The sequence below is a fragment of the Rhizobium sp. AN73 genome (genome assembly GCF_030757975.1).
Lineage (GTDB): Bacteria > Pseudomonadota > Alphaproteobacteria > Rhizobiales > Rhizobiaceae > Agrobacterium > Agrobacterium arsenijevicii.
This window is the reverse complement of record NZ_JARWME010000002.1, coordinates 1,858,391-1,882,733: the sequence shown is the minus strand read 5'-3', so window position 1 is coordinate 1,882,733 and position 24,343 is coordinate 1,858,391. Positions and strand designations below refer to the sequence as shown.

Below are 24,343 nucleotides of genomic sequence, written 5' to 3'. Positions count from 1 at the left end.
GTGCCGTCAGCCTCGCGGCGCGGCGGCGCGGGAAAGGCGGTCGTTGATCGCCTCTCCGAGACCATGGGCAGGAATGGTAGTGACTGCGATTGTCGCAGCACCGCTTGCATCGGCGGCTTTCAGATAATCGAACAGATTGGCCGCGGCTTCGGCAAGATCGCCGGAAGGGCTGAGATCGAGAACGGCACGGGCCGTCTCTTCGCCCGCAATGGCGATGCCACCGAAGCGGATCAGCGCCTCGCCGGGAGAAACGGAGATGGCGTCGAGGCGAACGGCAGCGCCGGGCGCATAATGCGAGGCGAGCATTCCCGGCGCTTCGATGGCGGCGGATGCCTTTTCCGGCCGCTCCAGCTTTGTGCCGACAATCCGTTCGATATCCTCGGTGACGATACCGCCGGGGCGAAGCAGCCGCACCCGCCCGTCTTCCTCCACCTTGACGATGGTGGATTCGACGCCGACGGATGCCGCGCCGCCATCGAGAATGAGGTTGATCTTCCGGCCGAGATCGGCCTCGACATGGGCCGCACTCGTCGGGCTGATCTTGCCGGAACTATTGGCGCTGGGTGCCGCGAGCGGCTTGTCGAACCGGCGGATCAGATCACCGGCGAAACCCTGCGGCACGCGAATGCCGACAGTATCGAGACCGGCCGTCGCGAGGGAATGGATGTCGCTTGCGGGTTTCAGCGGCAGAACCAGCGTCAGCGGGCCGGGCCAGAAGGCTTCTGCGAGCCTGCGGGATACGGGATCGAAAACCGCGTAACGTTCGGCCATGGCGATATCGGCCATATGGCAGATCAGCGGATTGAACTGCGGCCGGCCTTTCGTTTCGTAAATACGGGTAATGGCCGCCGGATCGGTGGCGTCGGCAGCAAGGCCGTAAACGGTTTCCGTAGGCAGGGCGATGGGCAGGCCGTGGGAAAGCTCCTCGACGGCCGCTTGCAGGGCGGTTTCCCGCTCGTTTTCGATATCGATATGACGCGCCATGATGCTGCCTTTCAGGGCGCTCAATAGCGTATTCGAGGCCGTTATGGAAAGCGCTAATGCATGTCGCCCGAAAGTGCGCAGCGGTTTCGGGATAACGACACGCATAAAACAAGGAGATAACGCGCGTCACTGAATCTGATGGAATGCGACACGCTTTATCGCGGCTTTTATATCGCCTTGATGATCTTGCGCATCTCTTCCGAGCGCGCACCGAGCATCAGCACGTTTTTGAGCGCCACGCGCGGATCGTGTGTCTGGAACAGCAGGCCGCCGCGATGGAAGGAGGTATCGATGGCGACGTTCTTGTTGGGAAGCGCGTTGATGGCGACGGCGAAATACATCCGGGAATAACGCGCATCGATGTTTTCGAAGAAGTTTTCGGCTCCGCTCAGCTCGGCGAAGAAATTCGCGAAATAGAACGACCAGAGTACGTGGCGCTCGGCATCGAAACTGGTTTTCGCCGCCGTGACATGGCAATAGCCGAGATGCGGCCGGTCGTTGAGCAGGTGGGGGAAAACCATCCTGGGAAAACGGATGGACTGGTGAAAGCCGTTGAGACGGCTGTGGGTGGCATCGGCGGCGGCCTCGAGCTTGCGCCCGGTCATCGCTGCCACTTCGTCATGGCTGTAATAGACGCGTTCTTTCGGCAGCCAGCGTTCTTCGTAGCGGCTGATCCGCCCGGTCCGCAGGAAATCCGAATGCGCGGTCTTGGAACGTATCGGCGTGACCGAATGTTTGCCCGCATCGAAATAACGTATGCGTGTCGCCTTCTCCACCCGGAACGCCCTCGTTGCTGTCGATCAGGCAATATAGTTTAGGGCATGTTAAAACTCCGTTGCGCCGTTACCCCCGTTTTTTAACGGGTAGAGAGACGGAACAGCGCGACATCATGCGTCATATTGCGACGTGGTTTCGCGCGTGGAATAGCTGCCGGATTTCGCAGCAGAATGGCGCGCGGCGGCCTTTGGCGCATGTCGCAATTTGTCGCCAATGCGGAAGCCGATGTCGCTGTCTGCGCTACCGCAAATGAACGCTGGTGTTTAGATGGGATCATACTTCCGCAGCCCCATAAATGGTGTGGGGCAGGGCGGTTTGATCGAGGATTTGGCCATGGAATTGCGTGATACCGTATTGCGCCAGCTGAAGAACCGCCGTGAAGGTTTCAGCCTGGAACAGCCCTTCTACACGGACCCTGATTATTTCCAGCTCGATATGGAAACGATCTGGTATCGCGACTGGCTGTTTGTCGGCCACGATTGCGAGGTGCCGAAATCCGGTAACTACATGACCGTTCAGGTCGGAGCCTACTCGGTGGTCATTGTTCGCGGCCGCGACGGGCAGATCCGCGCTATGCATAATTCCTGTCGCCATCGCGGTTCCCGCGTTTGCAGCGCCCAGAAGGGCCAGTCCGCCCGCCTCGTCTGTCCCTATCACCAGTGGACCTACGATCTGGACGGCAAGCTGCTGTTCGCCCGCCATATGGGCGATGATTTCGACAAGGCGGAATTCGGCCTGAAGCAGGTCGCCTGCGAAACCGTTGCCGGTTATGTCTTCATCTGCCTTGCCGATCAGCCCGCCGATTTCGCGCCGATGCGCGCCGAAGTCGAAAGCTACATGGCCCCGCACCGCATCTGGGAAGCCAAGGTCGCGCATGAAAGCACGATCATCGAAAAGGGTAACTGGAAGCTCGTCTGGGAAAACAACCGCGAGTGCTACCATTGCGCCGCCAACCATCCGGAACTCTGCCGCACCTACCCTGAAAACCCGAGTGTTACGGGAACGGACGGTGGTGCGAGCGATCCCGAGATCGGTGGCCACTGGGCACGCTGCGAGGCTGCCGGCCTGCCAAGCCGTTTCAAGATCGATCCGCAGGGCCAATTCCGTGTTGCCCGCATGCCGCTGATCGGGGAAGCCGAAAGCTACACCATGTCGGGAAAACGCGCCGTGCGCCGGCCGCTTTCGGAAGATGTGAGCATCAGCCATATCGGCGCGCTGCTCCTGTTCCATTATCCGACGACCTGGAACCACTTCCTCGGCGACCACACCATTTCTTTCCGGGTGCTGCCGCTCAACGCCAACGAGACCATGGTCACCACCAAATGGCTGGTGCACAAGGACGCGGTGGAAGGCGTGGATTACGACCTCGAGGACCTCACCCACGTCTGGAACGAAACCAACGATCAGGACCGTCGCATCGTCGAAGAAAACGCCTTCGGCATCCGTTCGCCCGCTTACCAGCCCGGCCCCTATTCCATGGAAGACGAGGGCGGTGTGATGCAGTTCGTCAACTGGTATGCCGATTTCATGGTTGACCGGCTGTCGGGCGACAAGGCCCGCCTGTCGGCCGTAGCGTAACGCGAAGATGAATATGGCTGTGACCTACAAACACGTAGACGAGATGAAGCCGTGGAGCGACAAGCTCCACATGCTGGAATGCATTTCGGTGACTCCCGAGACGCCTGATGTGATGACATTCCTGTTCCGCTCCGAGGATCAGAACTGGTTCCGTTACATTCCGGGCCAGTTCGTGACGCTGGAATTGCCAGTGGGGCCGGAGCCGCTCTATCGAACCTATACATTGTCGTCCAGCCCATCACGGCCCTATGCCCTGTCGGTCACGGTCAAGGCGCAGGCCACCAGCATCGGCACGCGCTGGATGTTCGACAATCTGAAGCCCGGCATGAAAATCCGGGCGCTCGGTCCGCTCGGTGACTTCTCCTATGTGCGGCATCCGGGTGAGAAATACCTGTTCATCTCGGCCGGCTCCGGTGTCACGCCGATGATGTCGATGGTGCGCGACATGAGCGACCGTGCGCCGCAAAGCGACATCGCCTTCATCAACTGCTCGCGCTCGCCGTCCGATATCGTGTTCCGGCACGAGCTGGAATATCTCGCCCGTTTCATGCCGAAACTGTCGCTTGGTTTCATCGTGGAAAATTGTGGTCGCACCGATCTCTGGTCGGGCCTGAAGGGCATGGTCGACAAGGCCAAGATCGCGCTTCTGGCTCCGGATTTCATGGACCGCACCGTTTTCTGTTGCGGGCCGGGGCCTTTCATGGCTGCCATCAGTTCCATGCTGGATGCTTCCGGCTTCGACATGAGCCGTTACCATCAGGAAAGCTTCTCGCCGGCCGCCCCCGTTGCCGTGGGTGAAAGCGTTCACACCGCTGCGGATGGCGAGGCGCTGTCGATGGTGGGGTTCACGCTTTCCGGCAAGGAAGTGCCGTGCCAGCCCGGCCAGACCGTTCTGATGACGGCGCGCGCTGCCGGGGTTCGTATCGGCGCTGCCTGCAGATCGGGGATCTGCGGCACCTGCCGGGTGCTGAAGCTTTCCGGCGAGGTGGAGATGCACCACAATGGCGGCATTCTCGATGACGAAATCGAGGAAGGCTATATTCTCGCCTGCTGCTCGCGGCCCCTGACCGACGTGAAAGTGGAAGCCTGATCGGCGGATACCCTCTTCATCTGCTTGTTCTGAAAACGTTTTTTTGCTTGGGAACCAATCTTCCTTGAACGCGTTTTCATCGCGTCGAATTCTTTTCGGGTGTTTTAAATGGGGGCTGACCCATATCTCCGACAAGAGTGAGTGGGTGAAGCGCGGCTCAACGCGCGCGAGCAAACGGAGGAAGACCATGATGAATTTCCGGACAACGAGTGTCGCCACGGCGATCGTCCTGTTCCTGACAAGCTTTACGCCGTCGCAGGCGTTCCAGGTGCCTGTTCCGATGCCGAAGCCGGCGATCACGACCGACAATGTTGTGCCGGTGCAGTACCGCGAATGGGACCGCAGAGGTGACCGCAGATACGGGGACCGTGTGTACCGCCATCGCCCGCCGCGTGACGGATATTATAACGGCCATCGCGGTTATCGCGACCGCCGTCCGGGCTACCGTTATCACAATGGATTCTGGTTCCCGATGGCAGCCTTTGCGGCAGGTGCGATCATTGGCGGCGCCATGTCGCAGCCGGCCCCGGCCTATGGCGGCAGCCACGTCTCCTGGTGCCAGAACCGTTGGCGCTCGTATCGCGCTTACGACAACAGCTACCAGCCGAGCAGCGGTCCGCGCCGCGTGTGCGTGTCCCCCTACAGCCGTTAAGGACGGTTTTCGAAAGCCCGGATCCTATCCGGGCTTTTGCTTTCAGGCGGCCGATTTCGATAAACGAAGCGTGATAACGCCGTTAATGCTGGGTTCAGGCGAAAACGCCTAGCCTGCAACCTGTGATGTTTCAGCCAGCACCGACAAACTGGCCGGATGAAAGAAAAAGGTGTTATTATTCACGTGCAACGGCCTGTCGACCGTCGTGAATGGAGGAAGTCAGATGAGAAGCTATGTGAAAAATATCCTGGCTGTCGGTCTTTCTGCAATCGTGGTTGCAGGAGCAATTGTTCCCGCTGAGGCAATGCCATTGCCGGTGGCGCCGAAGAGCGTCGAGGCGCAGGGCAACGATGCCAGCCAGAATATCGTGAATGTGCAATACTGGCGCGATCGTGATCGTGATCGTGGCGGCTGGGGCGATCGCGGTGACTGGGGTGATCGTCGTGGGTGGTATGGTGGCCATCGCGGTTATCGCGATTACCGTCCCGGCTATCGTCACCATGACGGATACTGGTTCCCGCTCGCAGCCTTTGCGACGGGTGCGATCATCGGCGGCGCCCTGTCGCAGCCGCGCGAGGTCTACCGCCCCGTGCCGGAATATCGTCCGCGTCCGGTCTATCGCGAATACCGCCCGATCCGTCGCGGCGGTTTGAGCCAGTCGCATGTGAACTGGTGCTATGGCCGCTATCGGTCCTACGATGCCTATAGCAACACGTTCCAGCCCTACCACGGCCCACGCCAGCCCTGCTATTCGCCTTACAGCTGATAGAAGGACGAATTGAACCGACAAGAGCCGCCAGGCACCGAGCCGGGCGGCTTTTTGTTGTCAGAGAATGCGCGCCCGCTTCAGCACGAACCAGGCAAGCATGACCGAAATCACGATAAAGATGCTGGCCGCCATCGTGCCGCCGGTACCGACCGTAAACGGCAGCTCGTCCGTATTCATGCCGAAGAAACCGGTCACCAGCGATGGCGGCAGCAGGAACGCCGTCATCAGCGACAGGATATAAAGGTGCCGGTTGGTTTCGGACGAGAGCTTGGAATCGATTTCCTCGTGCAGCAGCCTCGCGCGCTCCTGCAGTGCGTAGACGTCGTGATCGACGGCCTCGAGGCGGCCCATCAGCCGTGAGGCTACATCCTCGAAACCATCAGGCATCTCGTCCTCGTCGGCGGCAGAGGCCCGCCGCATCAGAGTCAGCACGGTGCGCAGATGCCGGTGCAGGCGAACGACCGTGCGGCGCAGAGGCGCAAGACGCCGGCGCTCGTCGCGGTTCTCGCTGTCATAGACCATGTCCTCGATGGCATTCAGCTCTTCGGTCGTCTCCATCACCAGGTTGATGAGCGAGCGCTGGAATTCCGCAACGAGGCCCTCGAAGACATGGGCCGGCGTGAGGTAACGGTTGGAATTCTTGTCGACTGCCGCCTTCAGCCGATCCACTGAACGCAGCGGCTGTAAACGGGTGGTGATGATGAAACGGTCGCTCACCGCAAAATGCAGCCAGCCGAAATCGCGCGTCTCCTTGTCGAATTCGCGCTGGAAATCGACCAGCGTGCCATAGAGCGATTTTTCATCCACCGTGATGGAGGGATGGGTCTCATGGGTGGTGAGGCTTGCCAGCGCCGCCGGATCGAGCCCCTCGATCGTTTCGAGAAAACCCGCCACCCGCTGATCCGCGAGATTGAGATGCAGCCAGAAGAAGCCCTCGCATTCGGCCATCTCGCCGAAGCCCGCATCGGGCGCAAGCCGCCTGCACGGCGCTGTTCCGGGGTGGAATTGATAGGCCCAGACAAGGCCGGGGATAGCGGGCGTTATGAGATCCATCGTGGCAGTCCTGACCGGCGGGGAGGGAGTGGGAGGCGTCCGTCGCCCCATGACGGGAACGGCAGCGGTGGCACAGCACCTTTCAGCGCATGCTGAGCAAATTCATATGACAGTTTTATAACAATCCTGCTGAAATGGCGGGAATTTTCAAATTGACGTTTACGTAAAAATCATTTAGCCCGAAGAACAGCACGATAGGCAAAAGCTTCGGGAGGAGGCAGCATGTATACCGCGCCGGTGGATGATATCGCCTTTACACTCAAATATGTGGCGGGTCTTCAAGACGCGTTGTCCGGGGGTGCGCTGGGGGATCTCGGTGAAGATGTCGTCGATGCCATCCTGCAGGAAGCCGGCCGTTTCGCCACCGAGCAGGTCGCACCGCTTGCCGATATCGGCGATCGCCAGGGCGCAAGGATTGCCGATGGCAAGGTCACGACCCCGGATGGTTGGGCCGATCTTTACCGGCGCTGGGCGGAAGCAGGCTGGAACAGCCTGACTGCGCCTGAGGAATTCGGCGGCCAGAACCTGCCACATATGCTGAATGTAGCCGCACTCGAAATGTGGAACTCCGGTTCCATGGCCTTTGCGCTCGCGCCGACGCTCACCATGGGCGCGGTGGAAGCCCTCGTCGCCCACGGCAGCAACGATCTGAAACGCACCTATCTTCCAAAGCTCGTATCCGGGGAATGGACCGGCACGATGAACCTTACCGAACCGCATGCGGGATCGGACCTTGGCGTCCTGAAGGCCCGTGCGGAGCGCAATGGTGACGGCACCTATCGTATCTTCGGGCAGAAGATTTTCATCACCTGGGGCGAACATGATGCGGCGGACAATATCATCCACCTTGTTCTCGCCCGCCTGCCGGATGCGCCGGCCGGTACGCGCGGCATATCGCTGTTCCTCGTGCCGAAGTTTCTCCCCAACGACGACGGTACGCCGGGTAGCCGGAACGATGTCTTCTGCCATTCGCTGGAACACAAGCTCGGCATTCACGGTTCGCCCACCTGCACGATGATCTTCGGTGACGGCAAGTTCGGCGAAGAGAAGGGCGCGCTGGGCTGGCTGATCGGCGAGGAGAACAAGGGTCTCGCCTGCATGTTCACCATGATGAACAATGCCCGCCTCGCCGTTGGCATGCAGGGTGTGGCGATCTGCGAGGCGGCGACCCAGAAGGCAATCGAATACGCCAGAGAGCGCACGCAGGGCAAGGCGCCCGGCTGGCAGGGTTCCGGCATGAGCCCGATCATCGAGCATCCCGATATCGCCCGCACGCTTCTGACGATGAAGGCGCTGACGCAGGGATCGCGGGCGATCTCCTTTAGCTGCGCCCACGCCATCGACATGGCGCATGCCACTGGCGACGCGACCGAGCGTGCCCATTGGCAGGAGCGCGCCGCCCTTTTGACGCCTATCGCCAAATCCTTCTCCACCGATGCCGGTGTTGATGTCGCCTCCATGGGCATTCAGGTGCATGGCGGCATGGGCTTCATCGAGGAAACCGGTGCCGCGCGTTATCTGCGTGATGCCCGCATCGCGCCGATCTACGAAGGCACCAACGGCATTCAGGCCATCGATCTGGTGGTGCGCAAGCTGCCGCTTTCCGATGGCGCGCAGGTGCGCGGTTTCATCGCCGAATTGCGTGAAATCGCCGCCCGGACCGCCGCTTCGAACCGCGACGATCTCGGTGAAACGGCCCGTTATCTGGAGACGAGCCTGAACGATCTGGAAACGGCGACCGACTGGCTGCTGGAACGCCTGAAATCCGGCGAAACCGAAACAGCGCTCGCCGGTGCCACGCCCTATCAGCGTCTCTTCGGGCTGGCGCTCACCGGCGCCTATCTTGCCAAGGGCGCGTTGGCGCAGGTCGATGACGGCAAGGGTGCGCATCGCGCCTCGCTTTGCCGGTTTGCGGCGGAAAACCTGCTGGCGGAAACGGCAGCACTCAAGGACCGCGTCATTGCAGGTGCGGCAAGCCTTGCCGCTGCCCGCGCCGTGTTGGCTTCCTGACTGGATTGAGGAAATAGCTATGTCGGACGATCATATTCTCGTCGAGCGGGTCGGCCATGCGCCGGAGGTTCTGACCATCCGCTTCAACCGGCCGGAAAAGAAAAATGCCATCACCGATGCGATGTATCTGCGCATGGCTGAGGCGTTGCAGGCCGCGAATGCGGACCCGGATATTCGTGTTGTCGCTTTTCTCGGCACGGAAGGCTGCTTTTCCGCCGGCAACGATATGGCCGATTTCCTTGCCTTCGCCATGTCGGGCGCAAAGGGCAAGCTTGCGGTGCTCGATCTTCTGAAGGCGCTCGCGACCTTCGAAAAACCTCTGGTTTCGGGCGTTGACGGGCTGGCCATCGGCATCGGCACGACGCTGAACCTGCATTGCGATCTGACCGTCGCCTCTAATCGCAGCCTGTTCAAGACGCCGTTCGTGGATCTGGCGCTGGTGCCGGAAGCCGCGTCCAGCCTGCTTGCACCGAGGCTTATCGGCCATCAACGTGCCTTTGCGCTGCTTGCCATGGGCGAAGGTTTCACCGCCGAACAGGCCTTGCAGGCCGGGATGATCTGGAAAGTTGTTGCCCCCGAACATGTCGAAACCGAAACGCTGGCGCTCGCCACGCGGCTTGCCGCCAAGCCGCAGCAGGCGCTGAAGATCGCCCGCGATCTCGTGCGCGGCAGCCCGGAGGATGTGCTGGCCCGCATCGACGAGGAAGCCCGCCATTTCATAGCGCAATTGCAAAGTGCTGAAGCGCGCGCCGCCTTCGAGGCATTTATGCGCCGTTAAGCGTTCCGGCAGGAATTCCTTGCGGTTAAGGAACCGGGTAATATGGCTTGGGTTAAATAACGCAACGTCATTGTCCGAAGGCCACCCGCATGCGTCACTTCGTTTTCGCCCTGACCCTCTTGCTCTCCGCTGCGACCGTTGCAGAGGCGGCGGCGCTCACGCCCTTGCCGCCAGCCGGTTCCGGCAACAACGTCATTCTGGCGCAGTCCACGCAAGACGATAGCCCGAACTACTATTCCGGCAATTCCCGCGAGCGCCAGCGCCGCGCGCGTTTCGTTTGCGTCATCACTCCACCGGACAGTTCCAATCGGCGCCGGCCCTATATCTGCCCCATCGAGCAGGGCCGCGTCGGCGGCGCCTGCCGTTGCTCGGGCGTGGTCGGCAACGGCACGGTCGATACCGCCTGGTGATTATTTCTCCAGCGTTGCCACGGCTTCCACATGCGGCGACCAGAGGAACTGGTCGACCGGGGTGACGCGCGTGACGCGATAACCGCCCTCCACCAGAATGGCGAGGTCACGCGCAAGCGTCAGCGGATTGCAGCTGACGGCGACGATTTTCTTCACCGTGCTGCGGGCAAGCTCCTTGCACTGGACTTCCGCACCGGCGCGCGGCGGATCGAACACAACGGCATCGAAATTCTTCATCTCGCTCGTCATCAGCGGGCGGCGGAAGAGATCGCGTTTCTCGATGCTGACGGGCTTTAGTCCCTGTGTGTTGCGGGCGGCGAAATCCAGCGCCTTCAGCGGCTTGTCCTCCGCCTCCACCGCATGCACCCTGCCGATGCGTGCCAGTCTCAGCGCAAACGTGCCGGAACCGCAGAACAGATCGGCGATGCGTTTGGATTTGCCGACATGGGCAAGCACCAGTTCCGCCATGGCGTCTTCCGCCTGTTTCGTCGCCTGCGTGAAACCGCCGGCCGGTGGCGAAACCGGAATGCCGCCGAATTCGATGATCGGCTTGTCCGGTTCGATCAGGATTTCACCGGAAAGCGAGACACGGGCGATGCCGCGCATGGCAAGCACCGTTTCCGTCAATGTGCGCCGTTGTTTGTCGCCAACGGATTTGATGCCATCGACTGAAATGTCGAGACCCGAGAGCGTTTCAAGAACGGTCATGCGGAACGGCTCGGCGTTCGACGCAAGGGAAAAGCCGATGGCGCGGATGGCGTCCAGCCGCGCGACGATACCGGGCGAGGTGACGGGACATTCCTCGATGGCAACGATGTGGTGGCTGTTCGCCTGATTGAAGCCGAGCAACAGACCCTTTTCCGTCTTGCGGGCGGCAAACACCGCGCGGCGGCGCTCGCCGGGGCGACAGATGACGAGATCGTCTACCGGCGGCGTCAGGCCTTTCGATCTCAGCGCGGAAACCACCAGCTCCCGCTTGAAGGCGTGGTAGGGCTGGTCGGCAAAATGTTGCAGCGAACAGCCGCCACAGGAGCCGTTAACGCCCTCGGGGCCAAAGTGGCGGCAGACGGGTTCGCGGCGGTCAGCGGAGGCTTCCGCAATCGAGATGATGGTGCCGGTATCCTTGACCTTGGCAATGGCCACCGTTTCGCCGGGCAGGGCGAAGGGCACATAGACCGGGCCGTTGGGACAGTGCGCAATGCCGTCGCCCTGGGCGCCAAGGCTCTTGATGCTGACGGTCTGCGTGGTCATGGCTTTTCGCCTCCGAGAAGAAATTCGATATTGCCGTCGCCGCCGGAAATCGGCGAGGGAATGAGGCCGAGGCTTTTCCAGCCCATGTCTTCAACGAGCCAGCGCTCCAGTTCGGCGGCAACGGCGGGGGCCGTTTCCGGTTCTTTCAACAGGCCGGCCTTGCTGATGGCGTCGCGGCCCGCCTCGAATTGCGGCTTGACCAGCAGAACCGCCAGCGCGCCGGAGGCGGCAAGGTCGAGCGCCGGGGCAAGGGCGAGCTTTATGGAAATGAAGGACACGTCGGAGACGATGAAGCCGATCTCCCGGTCATCGATATCGTCCGCAGTGAGAAACCGTGCATTCAGTCCTTCCAGACTGGTGACACGCGGATTGTTCTCGATCCGTGGGTGGATTTGCCCGTGGCCGACATCGATGGCGACAACGTGTTTTGCGCCGCGGTGAAGCAGCACCTCGGTGAAGCCGCCGGTGGAGGCACCGACGTCGAGACATTCGTGGCCCTTCGGATCGAGCCCGAAATGATCGAGTGCGGCGGTGAGCTTCAGGGCAGCGCGGGAAACATAGGCCTGCGCCGGATCGGTGATGGCGATCTTGACGTTTCCGGCGACGGTTTGGCTGGGCTTGGTGGCGGTTTTCCCGTTGACGCTCACGGTGCCGCGCGCAATCGCATCGCGCGCACGCGAGCGGCTGGCGAAGTGGCCGAGCGAAACAAGAAGCTGGTCAAGCCGTTCATTTTCAGGTGTTTTGGACATGGTCCCGTGTCAATGACCGTCAAACCCCGCAGATGCAAGCGATTTATCGTTCTCATCGCTTCGCAACGGTGCCATTTTGCCGCAGCGGATGGTCATTCAGGGCCGTCAAACAGCATATGCGATTAATCCAATATAAAGGCTTGTATTGCACTTTGTGTCCAAGGCCCGTGCGGCCAGTCGGAACCTGCCATGACGGCATCTCCTCCCATTCCCAAAATTGCGACCGTTGCAGCGCAGACGCTTGCTCCGAGGCATCAGGTCGCCGAGAGAGTTTGCGATGTCGCTGAAAAATTTCCCCATCAACATTAAGCTCATTGTCACCTTCTGCGTCTTGATGGGCGTGTGCCTGCTCGCCTCCGCGGTGGTCTTCTGGCAGACGCTGGGGAGTGAGCACGTCACGGTCCAGAACAACAGGGCCAACAACATCATGCATGCGGTGGATGGTGCCACGGCCGCGATGCTGGAACAGGCCGTCAACCAGCGCGGCTTCCTGCTGTTTCGCAGCGACAGCACCTACAATGATGTTTTCGCCCAGCGCGACCTGATGCTGAAGAAGCTTGACGAAGCCCGCGCGCTCGCCGTTGGCCAGCCGGACATCCTGAAATCCATCGACGATATGCAGAAATCCGCAACCGTGTTCTTCAAGGAACTGGCGGAACCGCAGATCGCCGCACGCAAGACGACCGAGGCACCGATTTCCGAAATCATCGAAATCGGCCGCAATCAGGCGAAAGGCCAGCTCGATGGCTTCCGCGCCTCCGCCGCCAAGATCAAGGACCAGCTGAACGGATTGTCGGCAAGCTACGCCGCGCAGCAGGACACCGCCGCACTCAACCTCAAGCTCGCGCTTCTGGGTGGCGGCGCTGTCGCCGGTCTTCTGGCCTGCGCTCTCATCTGGGCGCTGTCGCGCTCCATCGTCACACCGATTGTCGGCATGACGGCGGCGATGAGCAGGCTTGCCGATGGTGACATGACCACGGAAGTTCCGGCCCTCGACCGCAAGGACGAAGTCGGCAAGATGGCGAAGGCCGTTCTCGTCTTCAAGGAAGCCGGGCTGGAGAAGTCCCGCCTTGCCGGCGAGACCGAGCGCATGCGCTCCGCAACCGAAACCGAGCGCCGCCGCAACGAGGAAGAGAAGGCGCAGGACGAAGCCGCCAACGCCCTTGCGCGTGACGAGCTTGGCAAGGGTCTTTCGGCTCTGGCGGAAGGCGATCTCGCCTACCGCATCGAAACGCCGTTCGCTTCCTACATCGACCCCATCCGTATCGATTTCAACAGCGCCGTCGAAAAGCTCCAGCATGCCATGCGCGCGGTTGGCGAGAACGCGGCAGCAATCAATTCCGGCGCTTCGGAAATGCTGTCTGCCGCCGACGACCTGTCGCGCCGCACCGAACAGCAGGCCGCCTCCATCGAGGAAACCGCAGCAGCTCTGGAAGAAGTAACCACCACCGTGCGCGATAGCGCCAGGGGTGCAGAAGACGCCGGCAATCTGGTTCAGCGCGCCCGCACCGGTGCGGAAAAATCCGGCGTCGTGGTGCGCAAGGCGGTTGCCGCCATGCGCGAGATCGAAAAGTCTTCCGGGGAGATCGGCAACATCATCGGCGTCATCGATGATATCGCTTTCCAGACCAATTTGCTGGCACTGAACGCCGGTGTGGAAGCCGCCCGTGCGGGTGATGCCGGCAAGGGTTTTGCCGTGGTTGCACAGGAAGTGCGCGAACTCGCCCAGCGTTCCGCCAATGCCGCCAAGGAAATCAAGACGCTGATCGGCGCCTCCAGCCAGCAGGTGGAAAACGGCGTCAATCTCGTTGACGAAACTGGCAAGGCGCTGGAACTCATCGTGGCGGAAGTCGAAGAAATCAACGCCCATGTCAGCGCCATCGTCGTTGCTGCCCGCGAACAGGCGACGGGCTTGCAGGAAATCAACACGGCCGTGAACACCATGGATCAGGGCACGCAGCAGAATGCCGCGATGGTGGAGCAGCAGACCGCCGCCAGCCATTCGCTCGCCCGCGAAGCGGAAGCGCTTAACAGCCTGCTCGGCCAGTTCAGGGTCGGCGGTGTTCGTGGTGCCGTTGCCAGCAATGGTGGATATTCCGCCCCCCGTCAGTCCTCGGCTAAGCCGACCTTCCAGCCTGCTCCCGCCGCGCCGGTCAGAAAAGCGCCGGTAAAACCTGCCTCCGCAACCGCAAGGCCGGTCGCCTCGCCAGCCCGCGCGCTTGGCCAGAGCCTCGCCCGCGCCTTCGGCGGTAATCAGGAAGTGCCTGCCGCCAAGGATCAGGACTGGACGGAGTTCTGAGCGAGGCGGTCACGATCGTTGAGTGAGAATTGGGGGCTGTGAAGCCCCCTTTTTGTTGCTAGATGTACGGGTGCGAGCATTCAACCGCCCGTTTGTCGCGGTTTTCCAGCAAAGGTGATTTCGAGATGGCTCCTCGCATCAAGTTGAAAATCCTTGACGGTGCATATGGGGTGGCCCGGCTCCACGCCTCTGAAGCCATTCCGGCCTGGGCCGATGGCGGTGGCTTCGTCAGCATCACCCGGACCGATGACGAACTTTCCATCGTCTGCCGGGAAGATCGTATCCCCGGCGATGTGCGATCCGATACGGGTTGGTCCTGTTTGAAGTTACAGGGTCCATTTGCCTTCGATGAAACGGGCATCGTCTTGTCCGTGATCGAGCCGCTGTCGACCAACGAGATCGGAATATTTGTGGTTTCGACTTTCGATGGCGACCACCTGCTTGTGAAATCGAACGATCTGGAAAAAGCTTTCGTTCTGCTGAAAAATGCAGGGCATACCCTCATTTAGAGATCCATTCGCCAAGACGACGTCTCCAAGGAGGAGCGTTGTGAAGATTGAAATGGACCACCCGGCGCATGGTTCAAAAGCTGCAATTCAATCGAGCCGAATGGCCGTTTCCTCTTTCGCCGTTCGTATGACGACCATGGTGAAAAAGCGTGCGACATTGTTTTGGTCGCGGAACAACCTGTCGCAAAGTGCATCGAACTCCTCCATGTCGCGCAACCGCAGCATCAGAACGACATCAGTAGCACCGGTAACGGAATAGGCGTGTGAAACCGCGTCCTCGGCGCTCGCCAGGTCGAGAAAACGGCGCATATGCTGCTCGCCGTGCAATTTCAGCTCCACCGTCACCAGCGCCTTGATCGCCCGTCCGGCTCTGGCGGGATTGAGGATCGCGACAATGCGGTCGATCACGCCCGATTTGCGCAACCGTTGCAGACGGCGCAGGCAACTGGAGGGCGACAGCCCCACCTCCTCGGCCATGTCCACATTGGTACGCGATGCATCGCGCTGCATGAGGTTTAAAAGTTTGCGGTCGATACGGTCCATTGCCGCAGCATAATCTCCCATGGTCAACTTGCAATAAAATTGCACAAAGCTGCAATCTTTGACCACAAATGCGAACCGGCTCGAGCTAGTGGATGGGGACAATCTTTAAGGAGTCTCCGATGCCATTGCTGATGCCCGTCTGGCGTAAAACGCGGGAAACGCTTGAAATCTATTGGGTGCTTGTCCGGATCACCGTTCCGATTGCGATCCTCACCGAACTGTTGTCGAGGATGGGCGCGATCGAGGCCGTGGCCCCGGTCTTTGCGCCGGTCATGAACCTGATTGGGCTTCCGCCGGAGCTGGGCCTGGCCTGGCTGACGGGAATGCTGGTGGGAATATGGGGCGCTGTGCCGCTGGTTTTCACGCTGGTTCCCGTATCCTCGCTCAGCGTGGCGGATGTAACGGTTTTCTCGGCCCTCATCCTGTTCGCGCATGGGCTGCCCATCGAGCAGAAGATCATTGAAAAGGCCGGCCCCGGCGTGATCGCAACGACGCTGCTGCGTATCGGGGGCGGATTGCTCTATGCCTTTCTCCTGCACCATTTTCTGGAGGTGACAGGGTGGCTTTCAGCCCCGGTGAGCCCCGTCTGGACTGCCATGGGCCCCACGCCCGACTGGGCAGACTATTTCTGGGGCCTTGGCGAAACCATGCTCTCGATGCTCGTCATCCTTCTGGTCCTGTCCTTTGGCCTTGAAATCCTCAGGCTGACTGGCGTCCTGGCATTGATGATGAAAGCGCTTTCGCCCGTGCTGCGTCTTGCCGGCATTCGCGGCGAGGCCGAACATCTCACTGCCATCGGCTTGTTCCTCGGCATTTCCTATGGCGCCGGTCTTCTGATCCGCGAGGCGCAATCGGGAGCGATATCGCCGCGTCAGGTCTTTTTGTCATGCGTGTTCATGGGTTTTGCGCATAGCGTGATCGAGGACACCATTGTCGTGATGTCGCTGGGTGCAGATGTCTACGGCGTTCTGGTCGGGCGGCTCGTTTTCGCCATTGTGGCAACCGCCGCCATTGCCGCACTGCTGCACCGTCTTTCCGACAAAGTGTTCTTCGCGCGGATGTTCAGGCCGCAGGGTACATAGGCGAAGACACGCCAGGTTTCGTCGCGGGACCGGCGTGGTCAACCCGGATGGGGTGCCAGACGGAAATATCGCGCGGGGCATCCAGAAGCTCGGGCAGTGCATCGTGCCATGCCTGCCGATAGGGACGATGAACCTGAACGTCGAGCACGTCCTGATGGTCGCTCCAGGTTTCGTGCAGCAGGAAGTGGTTTTCGTTTTCGCCGTCCCGATGCAGGGTCGCATTCACAAAGGTGTCCTCGTGTCGCATGGCGTCGAGCAGATCGTTCAGCAATGCCAGAAAACGTTCGCGCTGGCCGGTACGGACCTTGAAGCCGATGAGATAGGTGGTGTGCATGGATGCTTACTCCTTCGTGCCGTGCATCAGGGCGGCGCGTGTCTCCGCGTCGGCCGGGTAGAAACATTCCAGCACCAGCTCGGACAGCGTCACATCCGTGGCGGTTCCGAAAACCGTGGTGGTGGAAATGAAACGCAGCACGCCCCCTGACGACGGATCGCGCAGTTCAAGCGGTATCGCCAACGGATCGGTCCCGGCGACATGCCGCGGAGCCGCCGGCGCGGGATAGGCGGAAAGTTCCGCATGCAGCCGAGAGAGCGTCTCGTCTCCGGTCTCTTCGACCTGGCGGCGCAGGCGATCCAGCAGGTGATGCCGCCATTCGGCAAGATTGACGATGCGTGAACTCAAGCCATCCGGATGCAGGCTCAGCCGCAATACATTGAGGGGCGGGTGAAGCAGGTCTTCGGATATGCCGGCGAGAAGCGATTTGATTGCATCATTGGCAAGTACCAGATTCCAGTGGCGGTCGACGGCAAGTGCCGGGAAGGGCATGTGCCCCTGCACCACGGTTTCGACGGCCTTACGGGCTGCTGTCATGTCCGGCGCATCCAGCGATCGTTCGGAATGGATCGGCGCGTAACCAGCAGCCAGCATCAGCCGGTTGGTGGCACGGGCGGGCATCGACAGCTGCTCCGCCAGCCGCGTCAGCATCTCGCGGCTGGGCGATGACCGCCCGCTTTCCACAAAGCTTAGATGGCGCGCCGATATCTCTGCGTCGGAAGCCAGATCGAGCTGGCTTAATCTGCGGCGGGCCCGCCATTCCTTCAGCACCTGGCCGACATGTTCTTGATGATGTGTCATGCCCCGCAGCCTAGCAGAAGATATCGGCAATGCGATTACCCCTGAGGTAATTGTTCTGCGTCGCGGCCCCCGGCATGCTCAGGCCGTCAACCAAAAGGAGCGCAATCATGACGCAACATCTCGCAATCGCCGAAACCTATCTCGCGGTCTGGAACGAGGAGGACGGTGAACGCCGCAAGCACCTCGTCAACAAGGCGTGGACCGAAACGGCGCGCTACGTGGATCCTATGATGCAGGGTGAGGGGCAACAGGGGATTGCCGCGATGATCGACGCGGCGCGCCAGAACTTTCCCGGCTTCCGCTTCGTTCTGACGGGCACCCCGGATGGCCACGGCGTCTTTACCCGGTTCTCATGGCGTCTGGTCTCGCCTGCGGGAGAAGATGTGGCCGGCGGCACCGATGTCGTCAGCCGCGATGCCGAGGGGCGGATTGAAAATGTCGTCGGTTTCCTCGACGGCGCCGCAGCATAATGCAATGAGGCGGCGTGGTTGTCCCCGCGCCGCCTCATCGTAAGAAATGTGCTCTCAGCCAGCGAAACCCATATCCACCCGGCGCTGGCCGAGGGCATCAAACACCGTGGAAACGATGCCGGCACGGTCGAGGCCGGCATTGGCATACATGGTCTCGGGCTTGGCTTGCTCGACCCATTGGTCAGGCAAAGTGAGCGTCCGAACCTTCGGGCCATGATCGAGCAATCCGGCACTTGCCATGAAATGCAGCACATGCGCACCGAAGCCGCCGACGGAGCCTTCCTCGATCGTCACCAGAATTTCGTGATGTGCGGCAAGCTGGCGAATGAGGTCGAGATCGAGCGGCTTGGCGAAGCGCGCATCGGCAACCGTGGTTGAAAGTCCTGCGGCATCGAGGTCTTCTGCCGCGGCAAGGCATTCGGCAAGGCGCGTGCCGAAGGAGAGGAGCGCGACCTTGGTGCCTTCCTTGATGATGCGGCCCTTGCCGATCTGCAGGATTTCGCCGCGCACCGGCATCTCGACGCCCACGCCTTCACCGCGCGGATAACGGAAGGAAATCGGGCCTTCGTCATAGCTTGCCGCTGTGCGGACCATATGTTTCAGCTCGGCCTCGTCTGCCGCCGCCATCACCACCATACCGGGCAGGGTGGCAAGGAAGGTGGTATCGAAGGAACCGGCATGGGTCGGCCCATCCGCACCGACGAAACCGGCGCGGTCGATCGGAAAGCGCACGGGCAGGCTCTGGATGGCCACATCATGCACCAGCTGGTCGTAACCGCGTTGCAGGAAGGTGGAGTAAAGCGCGCAGAACGGCTTGTAACCATCGGCCGCAAGCCCTGCGGCGAAGGTGACGGCATGCTGTTCGGCAATGCCGACATCGAAGGTGCGGGCCGGGAAAAGCTCGGCCATCTTGTCGAGACCGGTACCATTAGGCATGGCGGCGGTGACGCCGATGATCTTGTCGTCGAGGGTCGCTTCCTGGATCAGCGCTTCGGCAAAGACGCTGGTATAGCTCGGCGCATTCGGCTTGGCTTTCGCCTGCGCGCCGGTGATGACGTCGAACTTGTTGACGCCGTGATATTTGTCGGCAGCGGCTTCCGCCGGCGCATAACCCTTGCCCTTCTGCGTCACCACATGGATGAGAACAGGGCCTTTCTGGTTGTCGCGCACATTGCGCAGCACAGGCAGCAGGTGATCGAAGGAATGACCGTCGATCGGGCCGATGTGATAAAAGCCAAGCTCCTCGAACAGCGTGCCGCCGGTCACGTAACCGCGCGCATGGGTCACGGCGCGGGTAATGGCACGGTCGATGGTCTTGCCGAGATAGGCGGTGAGTTTCTTGCCGAAATCGCGGAAGCCCATATAGGTGCGGCCGGATGCCAGCCGCGCGAGATACGCGCTCATCGCGCCCGTCGGCGGCGCAATCGACATGTCGTTGTCGTTGAGAATGACGATCAGCCGCGCGTCGAGCGCACCGGCATTGTTGAGCGCCTCAAACGCCATGCCAGCCGACATGGAGCCGTCGCCTATGACGGCGATGACCTTGCGGTCGCTCTCATCCAGCCCCGCCGCCACCGCCATGCCGAGACCGGCGGAAATGGAGGTGGAGGAATGACCGGCGCCGAAATCGTCATATTCGCTTTCGGCCCGCCGTGTGAAACCGGAAAGACCGCCTTCCTGACGCAGCGTGCGGATGCGCTCGCGACGGCCGGTCAGGATTTTGTGCGGGTAACATTGGTGGCCGACATCGAAGATCAGCCGGTCTTCCGGCGTGTTGAACACCTTGTGGATGGCAATCGTCAATTCCACCACGCCAAGGCCCGCACCCAGATGCCCGCCGGTTTTCGACACCGCGTCGATCATCTCGTCGCGTAGTTCCCTTGCCAGTTCCGGCAGGTCGCGATCGTCGATCTCCTTGAGATCGGATGGAAAATTCACCCGGTCAAGCAATGGGGTCTGTGGCATTCCGGTCAATCGTTCGGCCTTTTCTCGTGGTCAGCGGCGGCGCCAGAGCGTCTTTCATATGGAAAGCCGACGGTCCAGTCCTGCATGTCGTTCACTTCTATAGAATTTCAACCCTCCGGCAAAGGGACAAACTCTTCTTCGTCGCCGGGAACGATATCGAAGCGTCCGGTTCTCCACTCCTGTTTGGCCTGCTCTATGCGTTCTTTTGATGACGAAACGAAGTTCCACCAGATGTAACGGCGCGAGTTGAGCGCCGCGCCGCCGAAGATCATGATGTGACAGCCGCCGCTGCCGCCCTGAAGCGTGATATCGTCGCCGGGTCGGAAAACGAGCAACTGGTCGGCAGCAAAAACGTCGCCCGCGACATCCAGAGAGCCGGAAAGAATGTAGATCGCCCGTTCCTCATGGTCGGCGGAGAATGGGAATTTCACACCCGGTTCCAGCGTCAGGTCGACATAAAGCGTATCGGTGAAGGCCGAAACGGGAGAGGTGAGGCCTTCGAACTCGCCGACCACGACCCGACCGGACGCGCCCTTGAGGTCGATCAGCGGCATGTCTTCCCGTGCCGTGTGGGAAAAGGCCGGGGCGATTTCTTCCATATGATCGGGAAGGGCAAGCCAGGTCTGCAGGCCGGACATGGAAAGCGGATGGCCGCGCAGGTTTTCCGGCGTGCGTTCCGAATGCACGATGCCGCGCCCGGCCGTCATCATGTTGATATCGCCGGGGCGAATCACGAGCTCGGTGCCGAGACTGTCGCGATGTTTGATCTCGCCGTCGAACAGATAGGTGACGGTGGAAAGCCCGATATGCGGATGCGGCTTGACGTCGAGCGCTTCGCCCGCCTTCAGAATAGCCGGCCCCATACGGTCGAAAAAGATGAAGGGGCCGACGAGACGCCGTTGCCGCGTCGGCAGCGCGCGCCGCACCGCAAAGCCGCCAATATCGCTGGTGCGCGGAATGATGAGGTTTTCGATGGCGTCGCAGGCGAAAGCATCACCCGCGACAGGATCGTTGCCGGGAAAGAAGGACATCGGAAGCTCCTCGTATCGTTACCCGGAAGCCTATCACGACCGGCGCAATATGGCAGCGCCGAGATGTTGAACGCTGTGTCGCTCCGTTCAACAGGACGTGTTTATTCGCCGTCCAGCGGCTCCACGCCCTGCGGTTTTCCGGCGCGGTCGAGACGGATTTTCTCGATGCGCTTTTCAGCGGCATTCAGAAGCGTCTCGCAATGTTTTTTCAGGGCTTCGCCGCGCTCGTAGATGGCGATTGATTCGTCGAGAGCTACATCTCCGCGTTCCAGGCGTGCGACAATGCTTTCCAGCTCGGCGACGGCCTTTTCGAAGGAATAACCGCTGACATCGGCTGTGTTGGCATTTTCCGTCATTTTTAACCCTTCATCATTCTCAAAATATGCATGGCTGCCGATTCCGCCAGCCCTTCCAGATCATAACCGCCTTCAAGCAGGCTGACGACCCGGTTCGAGGCGTATTTGTCAGCCATTTCCAGAAGCCGCCCCGTCGCCCAGTCGAAATCCTCGCCGACCAGATTGATCTGCGCCAGCGGATCGCGGTGATGCGCATCGAAACCGGCGGAGATGATGATGAGATCAGGCGAAAAATCGGCAATCGCCGGCAGGACGCGGGATTTGAACGCCTCGCGGAAATGGTCGCTGCCAGTATTGGGCGAAAGCGGCGCGTTGACCACATTGTTCTTCACGCCGGTTTCGTTCTTTTCGCCGCTCCACGGGTAAAGCGGCATCTGATGGGTGGAACAGAACAGCACTGACGTGTCGTTCCAGAAGATATCCTGCGTGCCGTTGCCGTGATGCACATCCCAGTCGATGATGGCGACGCGCTCCGCCCCATGCGCCTTCTGCGCGTGGCGGGCGGCGATCGCGGCATTGTTGAAGAGACAGAAGCCCATGGCCTTTGCGGTTTCCGCATGGTGGCCGGGCGGGCGGGCCGCAACGAAGACGTTGTCGGCAGCACCCGTGAACACGTCATCCACCGCCGCCATCGCAGCACCTATGCCGGTCAGCGCCGCCTGCAGGCTTTTCGGCGAGACATAGGTGTCGGCCTCGATGCGATTGATTTCGCCATCCTCTTCGGGGATCTGCCGCATGACGGCAAGCAGATGCTCCTCCGGATGCGCCAGAAGCACGGCGTCCTCATTGGCCTGCGGCGCTTCTTTCCGGACCAGCCGCTCGAAATTCGGATGTTCGAGCGCGATGTTCAGCGATCGCAGACGATCCGGCCGCTCGGGGTGGCCTTCGGGCGTGATGTGTTCGAGGAAGATCGGATGTTCGTAAAGACGGGTCGCCATTCTTTTCCTCCGGGAAGCGGATTGTTCAGGCGCGCTGCGGCAGAAGCGGATAACCAGCCATCACGGCGCGGCCGGCAAGAGCGGCAAGCACGGCCTTCAGCGCATCGCCCGGAATGAAGAGGAGCGAACCCATGAAGGCCTTTTCGAAGCCGAGCCCGACGACGAGCGCGAGATAGGTGATGCCGAAAGCGTAAAGCACGACCACCCCGCCGGCGAGGCTGGCGATAAAGAAACCGATACCCTGTGTCAGTGCGGACTGGCCGCGATTGACGAATTTTTCCGAGAGAGTGCCGGTGACGAAAACGGCTGCGATCCAGCCGATCAGGAAGCCCGTGGTCGGCGTGGTGAAGATGGAAAGACCGCCGCGTCCGCCCGAAAGCACCGGCAGGCCGATGGCGGCGATGAGGATCGTCAGGAGAACCGCGAGTGTGCCGCGTTTTGCACCCAGCACCACACCGGCCAGCATGACGCCAAGCGACTGCGCGGTGATCGGCACCGGGATGAAACCAAGGGTAATCGGCGGCAGAAGACCGAGCGCAATGATGATGGCGGAAAACAGCGAGATCAGCACAAGGTCGCGGGTCGTCATGGCTCGGAAACTCCGGATGGTTGTTTTGCCGTCAGCTTTGGCCTCTGAAACCGCGCGCGTCAATGGCGTCGGCAATGGCATCGGCATCCTTCAACGTCATAATCACCAGCGGCACGATGATCGTCGCAAACCGAACGGGAAGGCCGCGCGCCCGGTGCGCATCGCGCACGGCATGGTAACGGTTGACGATCTCAGGCACGAACCGCACCACAAGCCCAACCGCCAGCCCGATATCGGCAGCCTTCACGAGCCCCAGCCTTTCCAGCGGAGCGGCGGCAAGCGCGATTTCGTCCATGAACTGCGAAATGCTGACGGTGATGGTAACGGCGGTGGCGAGAAGCGCCAGCGCCGTCAGCCGCAAAAGATTGACACTCGCATCATGGGCCGGAAGCAGCAGATAGCTGAAGGCGGCGACGAGAAGAATGGTCAGCATCGCCGGGCGCAGCCGCAGACCGATCTCGCGAAAGGGCAACCGCGTCTCGCGCAGAATGACGGCGGCCAAGATTACGGCGCATCCCAGCAACAGCAGATCGCGGGTGAGAAACAACGCAATGCTGAAGCCCATCAGTGTCAACAGCTTGAGGCGCGGCGAGACGCGATAAAGCCAGCCGGTGCCTTCGACATGCAGGGATTTCATCGCGATGCCACCTCCAGATAGCGCGCCACCGCTTCTTCGGGCGCGGCATCGGCAACCAGCGCACCCTCGTGAAAAACCAGCACCCGGTCGAAGCCGGCAACCAGCGGCAGATCATGGGTGATGACGATCAACGCCTGCGACAGCCCCGCCATCGTTTTTTCAACGATAGCGCGGTTTTTCAGATCGAGCTGGTTGGTCGGTTCGTCGAGAATGAGGATTTGCGGTTCGGTGACCAGAAGCGCCGCCAGCGCCGCCAGCTGCAATTCCCCGCCGGAAAGCTCATGCGCGCGCCGCTCCTCCAGATGGGCAATGCCAAGCCGGGCAAGAACCGCTTTGACCCTGGTGTCTGTCTCCGCCCTGCCGAGGCCGAGCCGTTTGAGGCCGAAGGCTATATCGTCACGCACGATCGGCAGGATGATCTGGTTCTGCGGATTCTGGAAGATGAAGCCAACCGTTTGCAACACCGCTTTCGTGTCTTTCACGGTGTCCAGACCATTCACCGAAACCTTTCCCCCGGTCGGCTTGGTCAATCCGTTGATCAGCCGCGCGAAGGTCGTCTTGCCCGAGCCGTTGAGGCCGATCACGCCGATACGCCGTTGCGTCAATGTCAGGGATAGCGGCTGTAACGCCTGCCTGCCCTCGAAGGTCACACCGGCGGTGTCGAAACGGATTTCCAAGATTGATGCAT

Annotated in this window: 26 protein-coding genes; 11 read left to right on the top strand and 15 right to left on the bottom strand. The window is 60.9% G+C overall.

Features of this window, described 5'->3' with window-relative positions:
- Positions 1 to 6: 6 nt before the first annotated feature.
- Together RBH10_RS19270 and RBH10_RS19265 are read right to left on the bottom strand one after the other, a co-directional pair.
- A complete protein-coding gene (locus RBH10_RS19270) occupies positions 7 to 984 on the bottom strand; it encodes an L-threonylcarbamoyladenylate synthase (RefSeq protein ID WP_281037346.1) in 978 nt (325 codons plus the stop codon).
- A gap of 167 nt (positions 985 to 1,151) precedes the next feature.
- Entirely contained in the window at positions 1,152 to 1,760 is a 609-nt protein-coding gene (locus tag RBH10_RS19265) for a DUF6656 family protein (protein WP_281036096.1), read from the bottom strand.
- A 334-nt stretch (positions 1,761 to 2,094) separates the two neighbouring features.
- On the opposite strand from RBH10_RS19265, the gene RBH10_RS19260 reads away from it, so the two are divergent.
- From RBH10_RS19260 to RBH10_RS19245, 4 genes are all read left to right on the top strand, one after another.
- Positions 2,095 to 3,339 (top strand): aromatic ring-hydroxylating dioxygenase subunit alpha, encoded by a 1,245-nt coding sequence (locus RBH10_RS19260; protein WP_281036097.1) that lies wholly within the window; start codon positions 2,095 to 2,097, stop codon positions 3,337 to 3,339.
- Between the two features lie 7 nt (positions 3,340 to 3,346).
- Positions 3,347 to 4,429: a hybrid-cluster NAD(P)-dependent oxidoreductase gene (locus RBH10_RS19255; RefSeq protein WP_306180763.1), complete on the top strand. Its 1,083-nt coding sequence runs from the start codon at positions 3,347 to 3,349 to the stop codon at positions 4,427 to 4,429.
- Positions 4,430 to 4,616: 187 nt separating this feature from the next.
- The gene (locus RBH10_RS19250; RefSeq protein ID WP_281036098.1) at positions 4,617 to 5,081 is read left to right on the top strand and encodes a BA14K family protein; all 465 of its coding nucleotides are present in this window, start codon (positions 4,617 to 4,619) and stop codon (positions 5,079 to 5,081) included.
- Between the two features lie 223 nt (positions 5,082 to 5,304).
- A complete protein-coding gene (locus tag RBH10_RS19245) occupies positions 5,305 to 5,847 on the top strand; it encodes a BA14K family protein (protein ID WP_281036099.1) in 543 nt (180 codons plus the stop codon).
- Positions 5,848 to 5,907: 60 nt separating this feature from the next.
- On the opposite strand, the gene RBH10_RS19240 is transcribed toward RBH10_RS19245, so the two are convergent.
- Positions 5,908 to 6,903 (bottom strand): transporter, encoded by a 996-nt coding sequence (locus RBH10_RS19240; RefSeq protein ID WP_045018323.1) that lies wholly within the window; start codon positions 6,901 to 6,903, stop codon positions 5,908 to 5,910.
- A gap of 222 nt (positions 6,904 to 7,125) precedes the next feature.
- Between RBH10_RS19240 and RBH10_RS19235 the strand changes: the two genes are divergently transcribed.
- The 3 genes from RBH10_RS19235 (at position 7,126) to RBH10_RS19225 (ending at position 10,101) form a co-directional block, all read left to right on the top strand.
- A complete protein-coding gene (locus RBH10_RS19235) occupies positions 7,126 to 8,913 on the top strand; it encodes an acyl-CoA dehydrogenase (RefSeq protein WP_281036100.1) in 1,788 nt (595 codons plus the stop codon).
- Between the two features lie 19 nt (positions 8,914 to 8,932).
- Positions 8,933 to 9,691 carry a crotonase/enoyl-CoA hydratase family protein gene (locus RBH10_RS19230; protein ID WP_281036101.1) on the top strand — a complete coding sequence of 253 codons (759 nt, stop codon included), beginning with the start codon at positions 8,933 to 8,935 and terminating at the stop codon, positions 9,689 to 9,691.
- A gap of 89 nt (positions 9,692 to 9,780) precedes the next feature.
- Entirely contained in the window at positions 9,781 to 10,101 is a 321-nt protein-coding gene (locus tag RBH10_RS19225; RefSeq protein ID WP_045018316.1) for a hypothetical protein, read from the top strand.
- On the opposite strand, the gene RBH10_RS19220 is transcribed toward RBH10_RS19225, so the two are convergent.
- Together RBH10_RS19220 and RBH10_RS19215 are read right to left on the bottom strand one after the other, a co-directional pair.
- A complete protein-coding gene (locus RBH10_RS19220; RefSeq protein WP_281036102.1) occupies positions 10,102 to 11,352 on the bottom strand; it encodes a class I SAM-dependent RNA methyltransferase in 1,251 nt (416 codons plus the stop codon).
- On the bottom strand, positions 11,349 to 12,101 hold the full coding sequence (locus RBH10_RS19215) for a TlyA family RNA methyltransferase (protein ID WP_281036103.1): 753 nt from the start codon (positions 12,099 to 12,101) through the stop codon (positions 11,349 to 11,351). The genes RBH10_RS19220 and RBH10_RS19215 overlap by 4 nt, the downstream gene beginning before the upstream one ends.
- Before the next feature lie 277 nt (positions 12,102 to 12,378).
- On the opposite strand from RBH10_RS19215, the gene RBH10_RS19210 reads away from it, so the two are divergent.
- Positions 12,379 to 14,400 carry a methyl-accepting chemotaxis protein gene (locus RBH10_RS19210; RefSeq protein ID WP_281036104.1) on the top strand — a complete coding sequence of 674 codons (2,022 nt, stop codon included), beginning with the start codon at positions 12,379 to 12,381 and terminating at the stop codon, positions 14,398 to 14,400.
- Positions 14,401 to 14,525: 125 nt separating this feature from the next.
- Positions 14,526 to 14,909, top strand: coding sequence for an ACT domain-containing protein (locus RBH10_RS19205; RefSeq protein ID WP_281037347.1), 384 nt, complete (start codon positions 14,526 to 14,528; stop codon positions 14,907 to 14,909).
- A gap of 87 nt (positions 14,910 to 14,996) precedes the next feature.
- Here RBH10_RS19205 and RBH10_RS19200 read toward each other — a convergent pair whose 3' ends face one another.
- Positions 14,997 to 15,452, bottom strand: coding sequence for an Lrp/AsnC family transcriptional regulator (locus RBH10_RS19200; protein WP_112496974.1), 456 nt, complete (start codon positions 15,450 to 15,452; stop codon positions 14,997 to 14,999).
- A gap of 119 nt (positions 15,453 to 15,571) precedes the next feature.
- Between RBH10_RS19200 and RBH10_RS19195 the strand changes: the two genes are divergently transcribed.
- The gene (locus tag RBH10_RS19195) at positions 15,572 to 16,534 is read left to right on the top strand and encodes a nucleoside recognition domain-containing protein (RefSeq protein ID WP_281036105.1); all 963 of its coding nucleotides are present in this window, start codon (positions 15,572 to 15,574) and stop codon (positions 16,532 to 16,534) included.
- Here the strand turns inward: RBH10_RS19195 and RBH10_RS19190 are convergent.
- Both RBH10_RS19190 and RBH10_RS19185 read right to left on the bottom strand, forming a co-directional pair.
- The gene (locus RBH10_RS19190) at positions 16,515 to 16,868 is read right to left on the bottom strand and encodes a putative quinol monooxygenase (RefSeq protein ID WP_281036107.1); all 354 of its coding nucleotides are present in this window, start codon (positions 16,866 to 16,868) and stop codon (positions 16,515 to 16,517) included. The two genes, RBH10_RS19195 and RBH10_RS19190, sit on opposite strands and share 20 nt — an antisense overlap.
- A 6-nt stretch (positions 16,869 to 16,874) precedes the next feature.
- Positions 16,875 to 17,669 (bottom strand): helix-turn-helix domain-containing protein, encoded by a 795-nt coding sequence (locus RBH10_RS19185; protein WP_281036108.1) that lies wholly within the window; start codon positions 17,667 to 17,669, stop codon positions 16,875 to 16,877.
- A 107-nt stretch (positions 17,670 to 17,776) separates the two neighbouring features.
- Between RBH10_RS19185 and RBH10_RS19180 the strand changes: the two genes are divergently transcribed.
- Complete coding sequence (locus tag RBH10_RS19180) at positions 17,777 to 18,139, top strand: nuclear transport factor 2 family protein (protein ID WP_281036109.1); 363 nt, start codon at positions 17,777 to 17,779, stop codon at positions 18,137 to 18,139.
- 54 nt (positions 18,140 to 18,193) lie between these two features.
- Here RBH10_RS19180 and dxs read toward each other — a convergent pair whose 3' ends face one another.
- The 7 genes from dxs to RBH10_RS19145 form a co-directional block, all read right to left on the bottom strand.
- Positions 18,194 to 20,113, bottom strand: a complete 1,920-nt coding sequence (gene dxs / locus RBH10_RS19175) for a 1-deoxy-D-xylulose-5-phosphate synthase (protein WP_281036110.1) — start codon at positions 20,111 to 20,113, stop codon at positions 18,194 to 18,196.
- A gap of 98 nt (positions 20,114 to 20,211) precedes the next feature.
- Positions 20,212 to 21,135: a pirin family protein gene (locus RBH10_RS19170; protein WP_281036111.1), complete on the bottom strand. Its 924-nt coding sequence runs from the start codon at positions 21,133 to 21,135 to the stop codon at positions 20,212 to 20,214.
- Between the two features lie 101 nt (positions 21,136 to 21,236).
- On the bottom strand, positions 21,237 to 21,491 hold the full coding sequence (locus RBH10_RS19165; RefSeq protein WP_003503059.1) for an exodeoxyribonuclease VII small subunit: 255 nt from the start codon (positions 21,489 to 21,491) through the stop codon (positions 21,237 to 21,239).
- A gap of 2 nt (positions 21,492 to 21,493) precedes the next feature.
- Entirely contained in the window at positions 21,494 to 22,429 is a 936-nt protein-coding gene (locus RBH10_RS19160) for a histone deacetylase family protein (protein ID WP_281036112.1), read from the bottom strand.
- Between the two features lie 25 nt (positions 22,430 to 22,454).
- Positions 22,455 to 23,018: a biotin transporter BioY gene (locus RBH10_RS19155; protein ID WP_281036113.1), complete on the bottom strand. Its 564-nt coding sequence runs from the start codon at positions 23,016 to 23,018 to the stop codon at positions 22,455 to 22,457.
- 31 nt (positions 23,019 to 23,049) lie between these two features.
- Positions 23,050 to 23,655, bottom strand: a complete 606-nt coding sequence (locus RBH10_RS19150; RefSeq protein ID WP_281036114.1) for an energy-coupling factor transporter transmembrane protein EcfT — start codon at positions 23,653 to 23,655, stop codon at positions 23,050 to 23,052.
- Entirely contained in the window at positions 23,652 to 24,332 is a 681-nt protein-coding gene (locus tag RBH10_RS19145) for an energy-coupling factor ABC transporter ATP-binding protein (protein WP_281036115.1), read from the bottom strand. The genes RBH10_RS19150 and RBH10_RS19145 overlap by 4 nt, the downstream gene beginning before the upstream one ends.
- Between the last annotated feature and the right edge of the window lie 11 nt (positions 24,333 to 24,343).

What these genes read in the sequence shown, in the direction of transcription:
- RBH10_RS19270 (WP_281037346.1), bottom strand. Translation starts at nt 984, where the DNA reads ATGGCGCGTCATATCGATATCGAAAACGAGCGGGAAACCGCCCTGCAA.
- RBH10_RS19260 (WP_281036097.1), top strand. Translation starts at nt 2,095, where the DNA reads ATGGAATTGCGTGATACCGTATTGCGCCAGCTGAAGAACCGCCGTGAA.
- RBH10_RS19255 (WP_306180763.1), top strand. Translation starts at nt 3,347, where the DNA reads ATGAATATGGCTGTGACCTACAAACACGTAGACGAGATGAAGCCGTGG.
- RBH10_RS19250 (WP_281036098.1), top strand. Translation starts at nt 4,617, where the DNA reads ATGATGAATTTCCGGACAACGAGTGTCGCCACGGCGATCGTCCTGTTC.
- RBH10_RS19245 (WP_281036099.1), top strand. Translation starts at nt 5,305, where the DNA reads ATGAGAAGCTATGTGAAAAATATCCTGGCTGTCGGTCTTTCTGCAATC.
- RBH10_RS19240 (WP_045018323.1), bottom strand. Translation starts at nt 6,903, where the DNA reads ATGGATCTCATAACGCCCGCTATCCCCGGCCTTGTCTGGGCCTATCAA.
- RBH10_RS19235 (WP_281036100.1), top strand. Translation starts at nt 7,126, where the DNA reads ATGTATACCGCGCCGGTGGATGATATCGCCTTTACACTCAAATATGTG.
- RBH10_RS19230 (WP_281036101.1), top strand. Translation starts at nt 8,933, where the DNA reads ATGTCGGACGATCATATTCTCGTCGAGCGGGTCGGCCATGCGCCGGAG.
- RBH10_RS19225 (WP_045018316.1), top strand. Translation starts at nt 9,781, where the DNA reads ATGCGTCACTTCGTTTTCGCCCTGACCCTCTTGCTCTCCGCTGCGACC.
- RBH10_RS19220 (WP_281036102.1), bottom strand. Translation starts at nt 11,352, where the DNA reads ATGACCACGCAGACCGTCAGCATCAAGAGCCTTGGCGCCCAGGGCGAC.
- RBH10_RS19215 (WP_281036103.1), bottom strand. Translation starts at nt 12,101, where the DNA reads ATGTCCAAAACACCTGAAAATGAACGGCTTGACCAGCTTCTTGTTTCG.
- RBH10_RS19210 (WP_281036104.1), top strand. Translation starts at nt 12,379, where the DNA reads ATGTCGCTGAAAAATTTCCCCATCAACATTAAGCTCATTGTCACCTTC.
- RBH10_RS19205 (WP_281037347.1), top strand. Translation starts at nt 14,526, where the DNA reads ATGGCTCCTCGCATCAAGTTGAAAATCCTTGACGGTGCATATGGGGTG.
- RBH10_RS19200 (WP_112496974.1), bottom strand. Translation starts at nt 15,452, where the DNA reads ATGGACCGTATCGACCGCAAACTTTTAAACCTCATGCAGCGCGATGCA.
- RBH10_RS19195 (WP_281036105.1), top strand. Translation starts at nt 15,572, where the DNA reads ATGCCATTGCTGATGCCCGTCTGGCGTAAAACGCGGGAAACGCTTGAA.
- RBH10_RS19190 (WP_281036107.1), bottom strand. Translation starts at nt 16,868, where the DNA reads ATGCACACCACCTATCTCATCGGCTTCAAGGTCCGTACCGGCCAGCGC.
- RBH10_RS19185 (WP_281036108.1), bottom strand. Translation starts at nt 17,669, where the DNA reads ATGACACATCATCAAGAACATGTCGGCCAGGTGCTGAAGGAATGGCGG.
- RBH10_RS19180 (WP_281036109.1), top strand. Translation starts at nt 17,777, where the DNA reads ATGACGCAACATCTCGCAATCGCCGAAACCTATCTCGCGGTCTGGAAC.
- RBH10_RS19170 (WP_281036111.1), bottom strand. Translation starts at nt 21,135, where the DNA reads ATGTCCTTCTTTCCCGGCAACGATCCTGTCGCGGGTGATGCTTTCGCC.
- RBH10_RS19165 (WP_003503059.1), bottom strand. Translation starts at nt 21,491, where the DNA reads ATGACGGAAAATGCCAACACAGCCGATGTCAGCGGTTATTCCTTCGAA.
- RBH10_RS19160 (WP_281036112.1), bottom strand. Translation starts at nt 22,429, where the DNA reads ATGGCGACCCGTCTTTACGAACATCCGATCTTCCTCGAACACATCACG.
- RBH10_RS19155 (WP_281036113.1), bottom strand. Translation starts at nt 23,018, where the DNA reads ATGACGACCCGCGACCTTGTGCTGATCTCGCTGTTTTCCGCCATCATC.
- RBH10_RS19150 (WP_281036114.1), bottom strand. Translation starts at nt 23,655, where the DNA reads ATGAAATCCCTGCATGTCGAAGGCACCGGCTGGCTTTATCGCGTCTCG.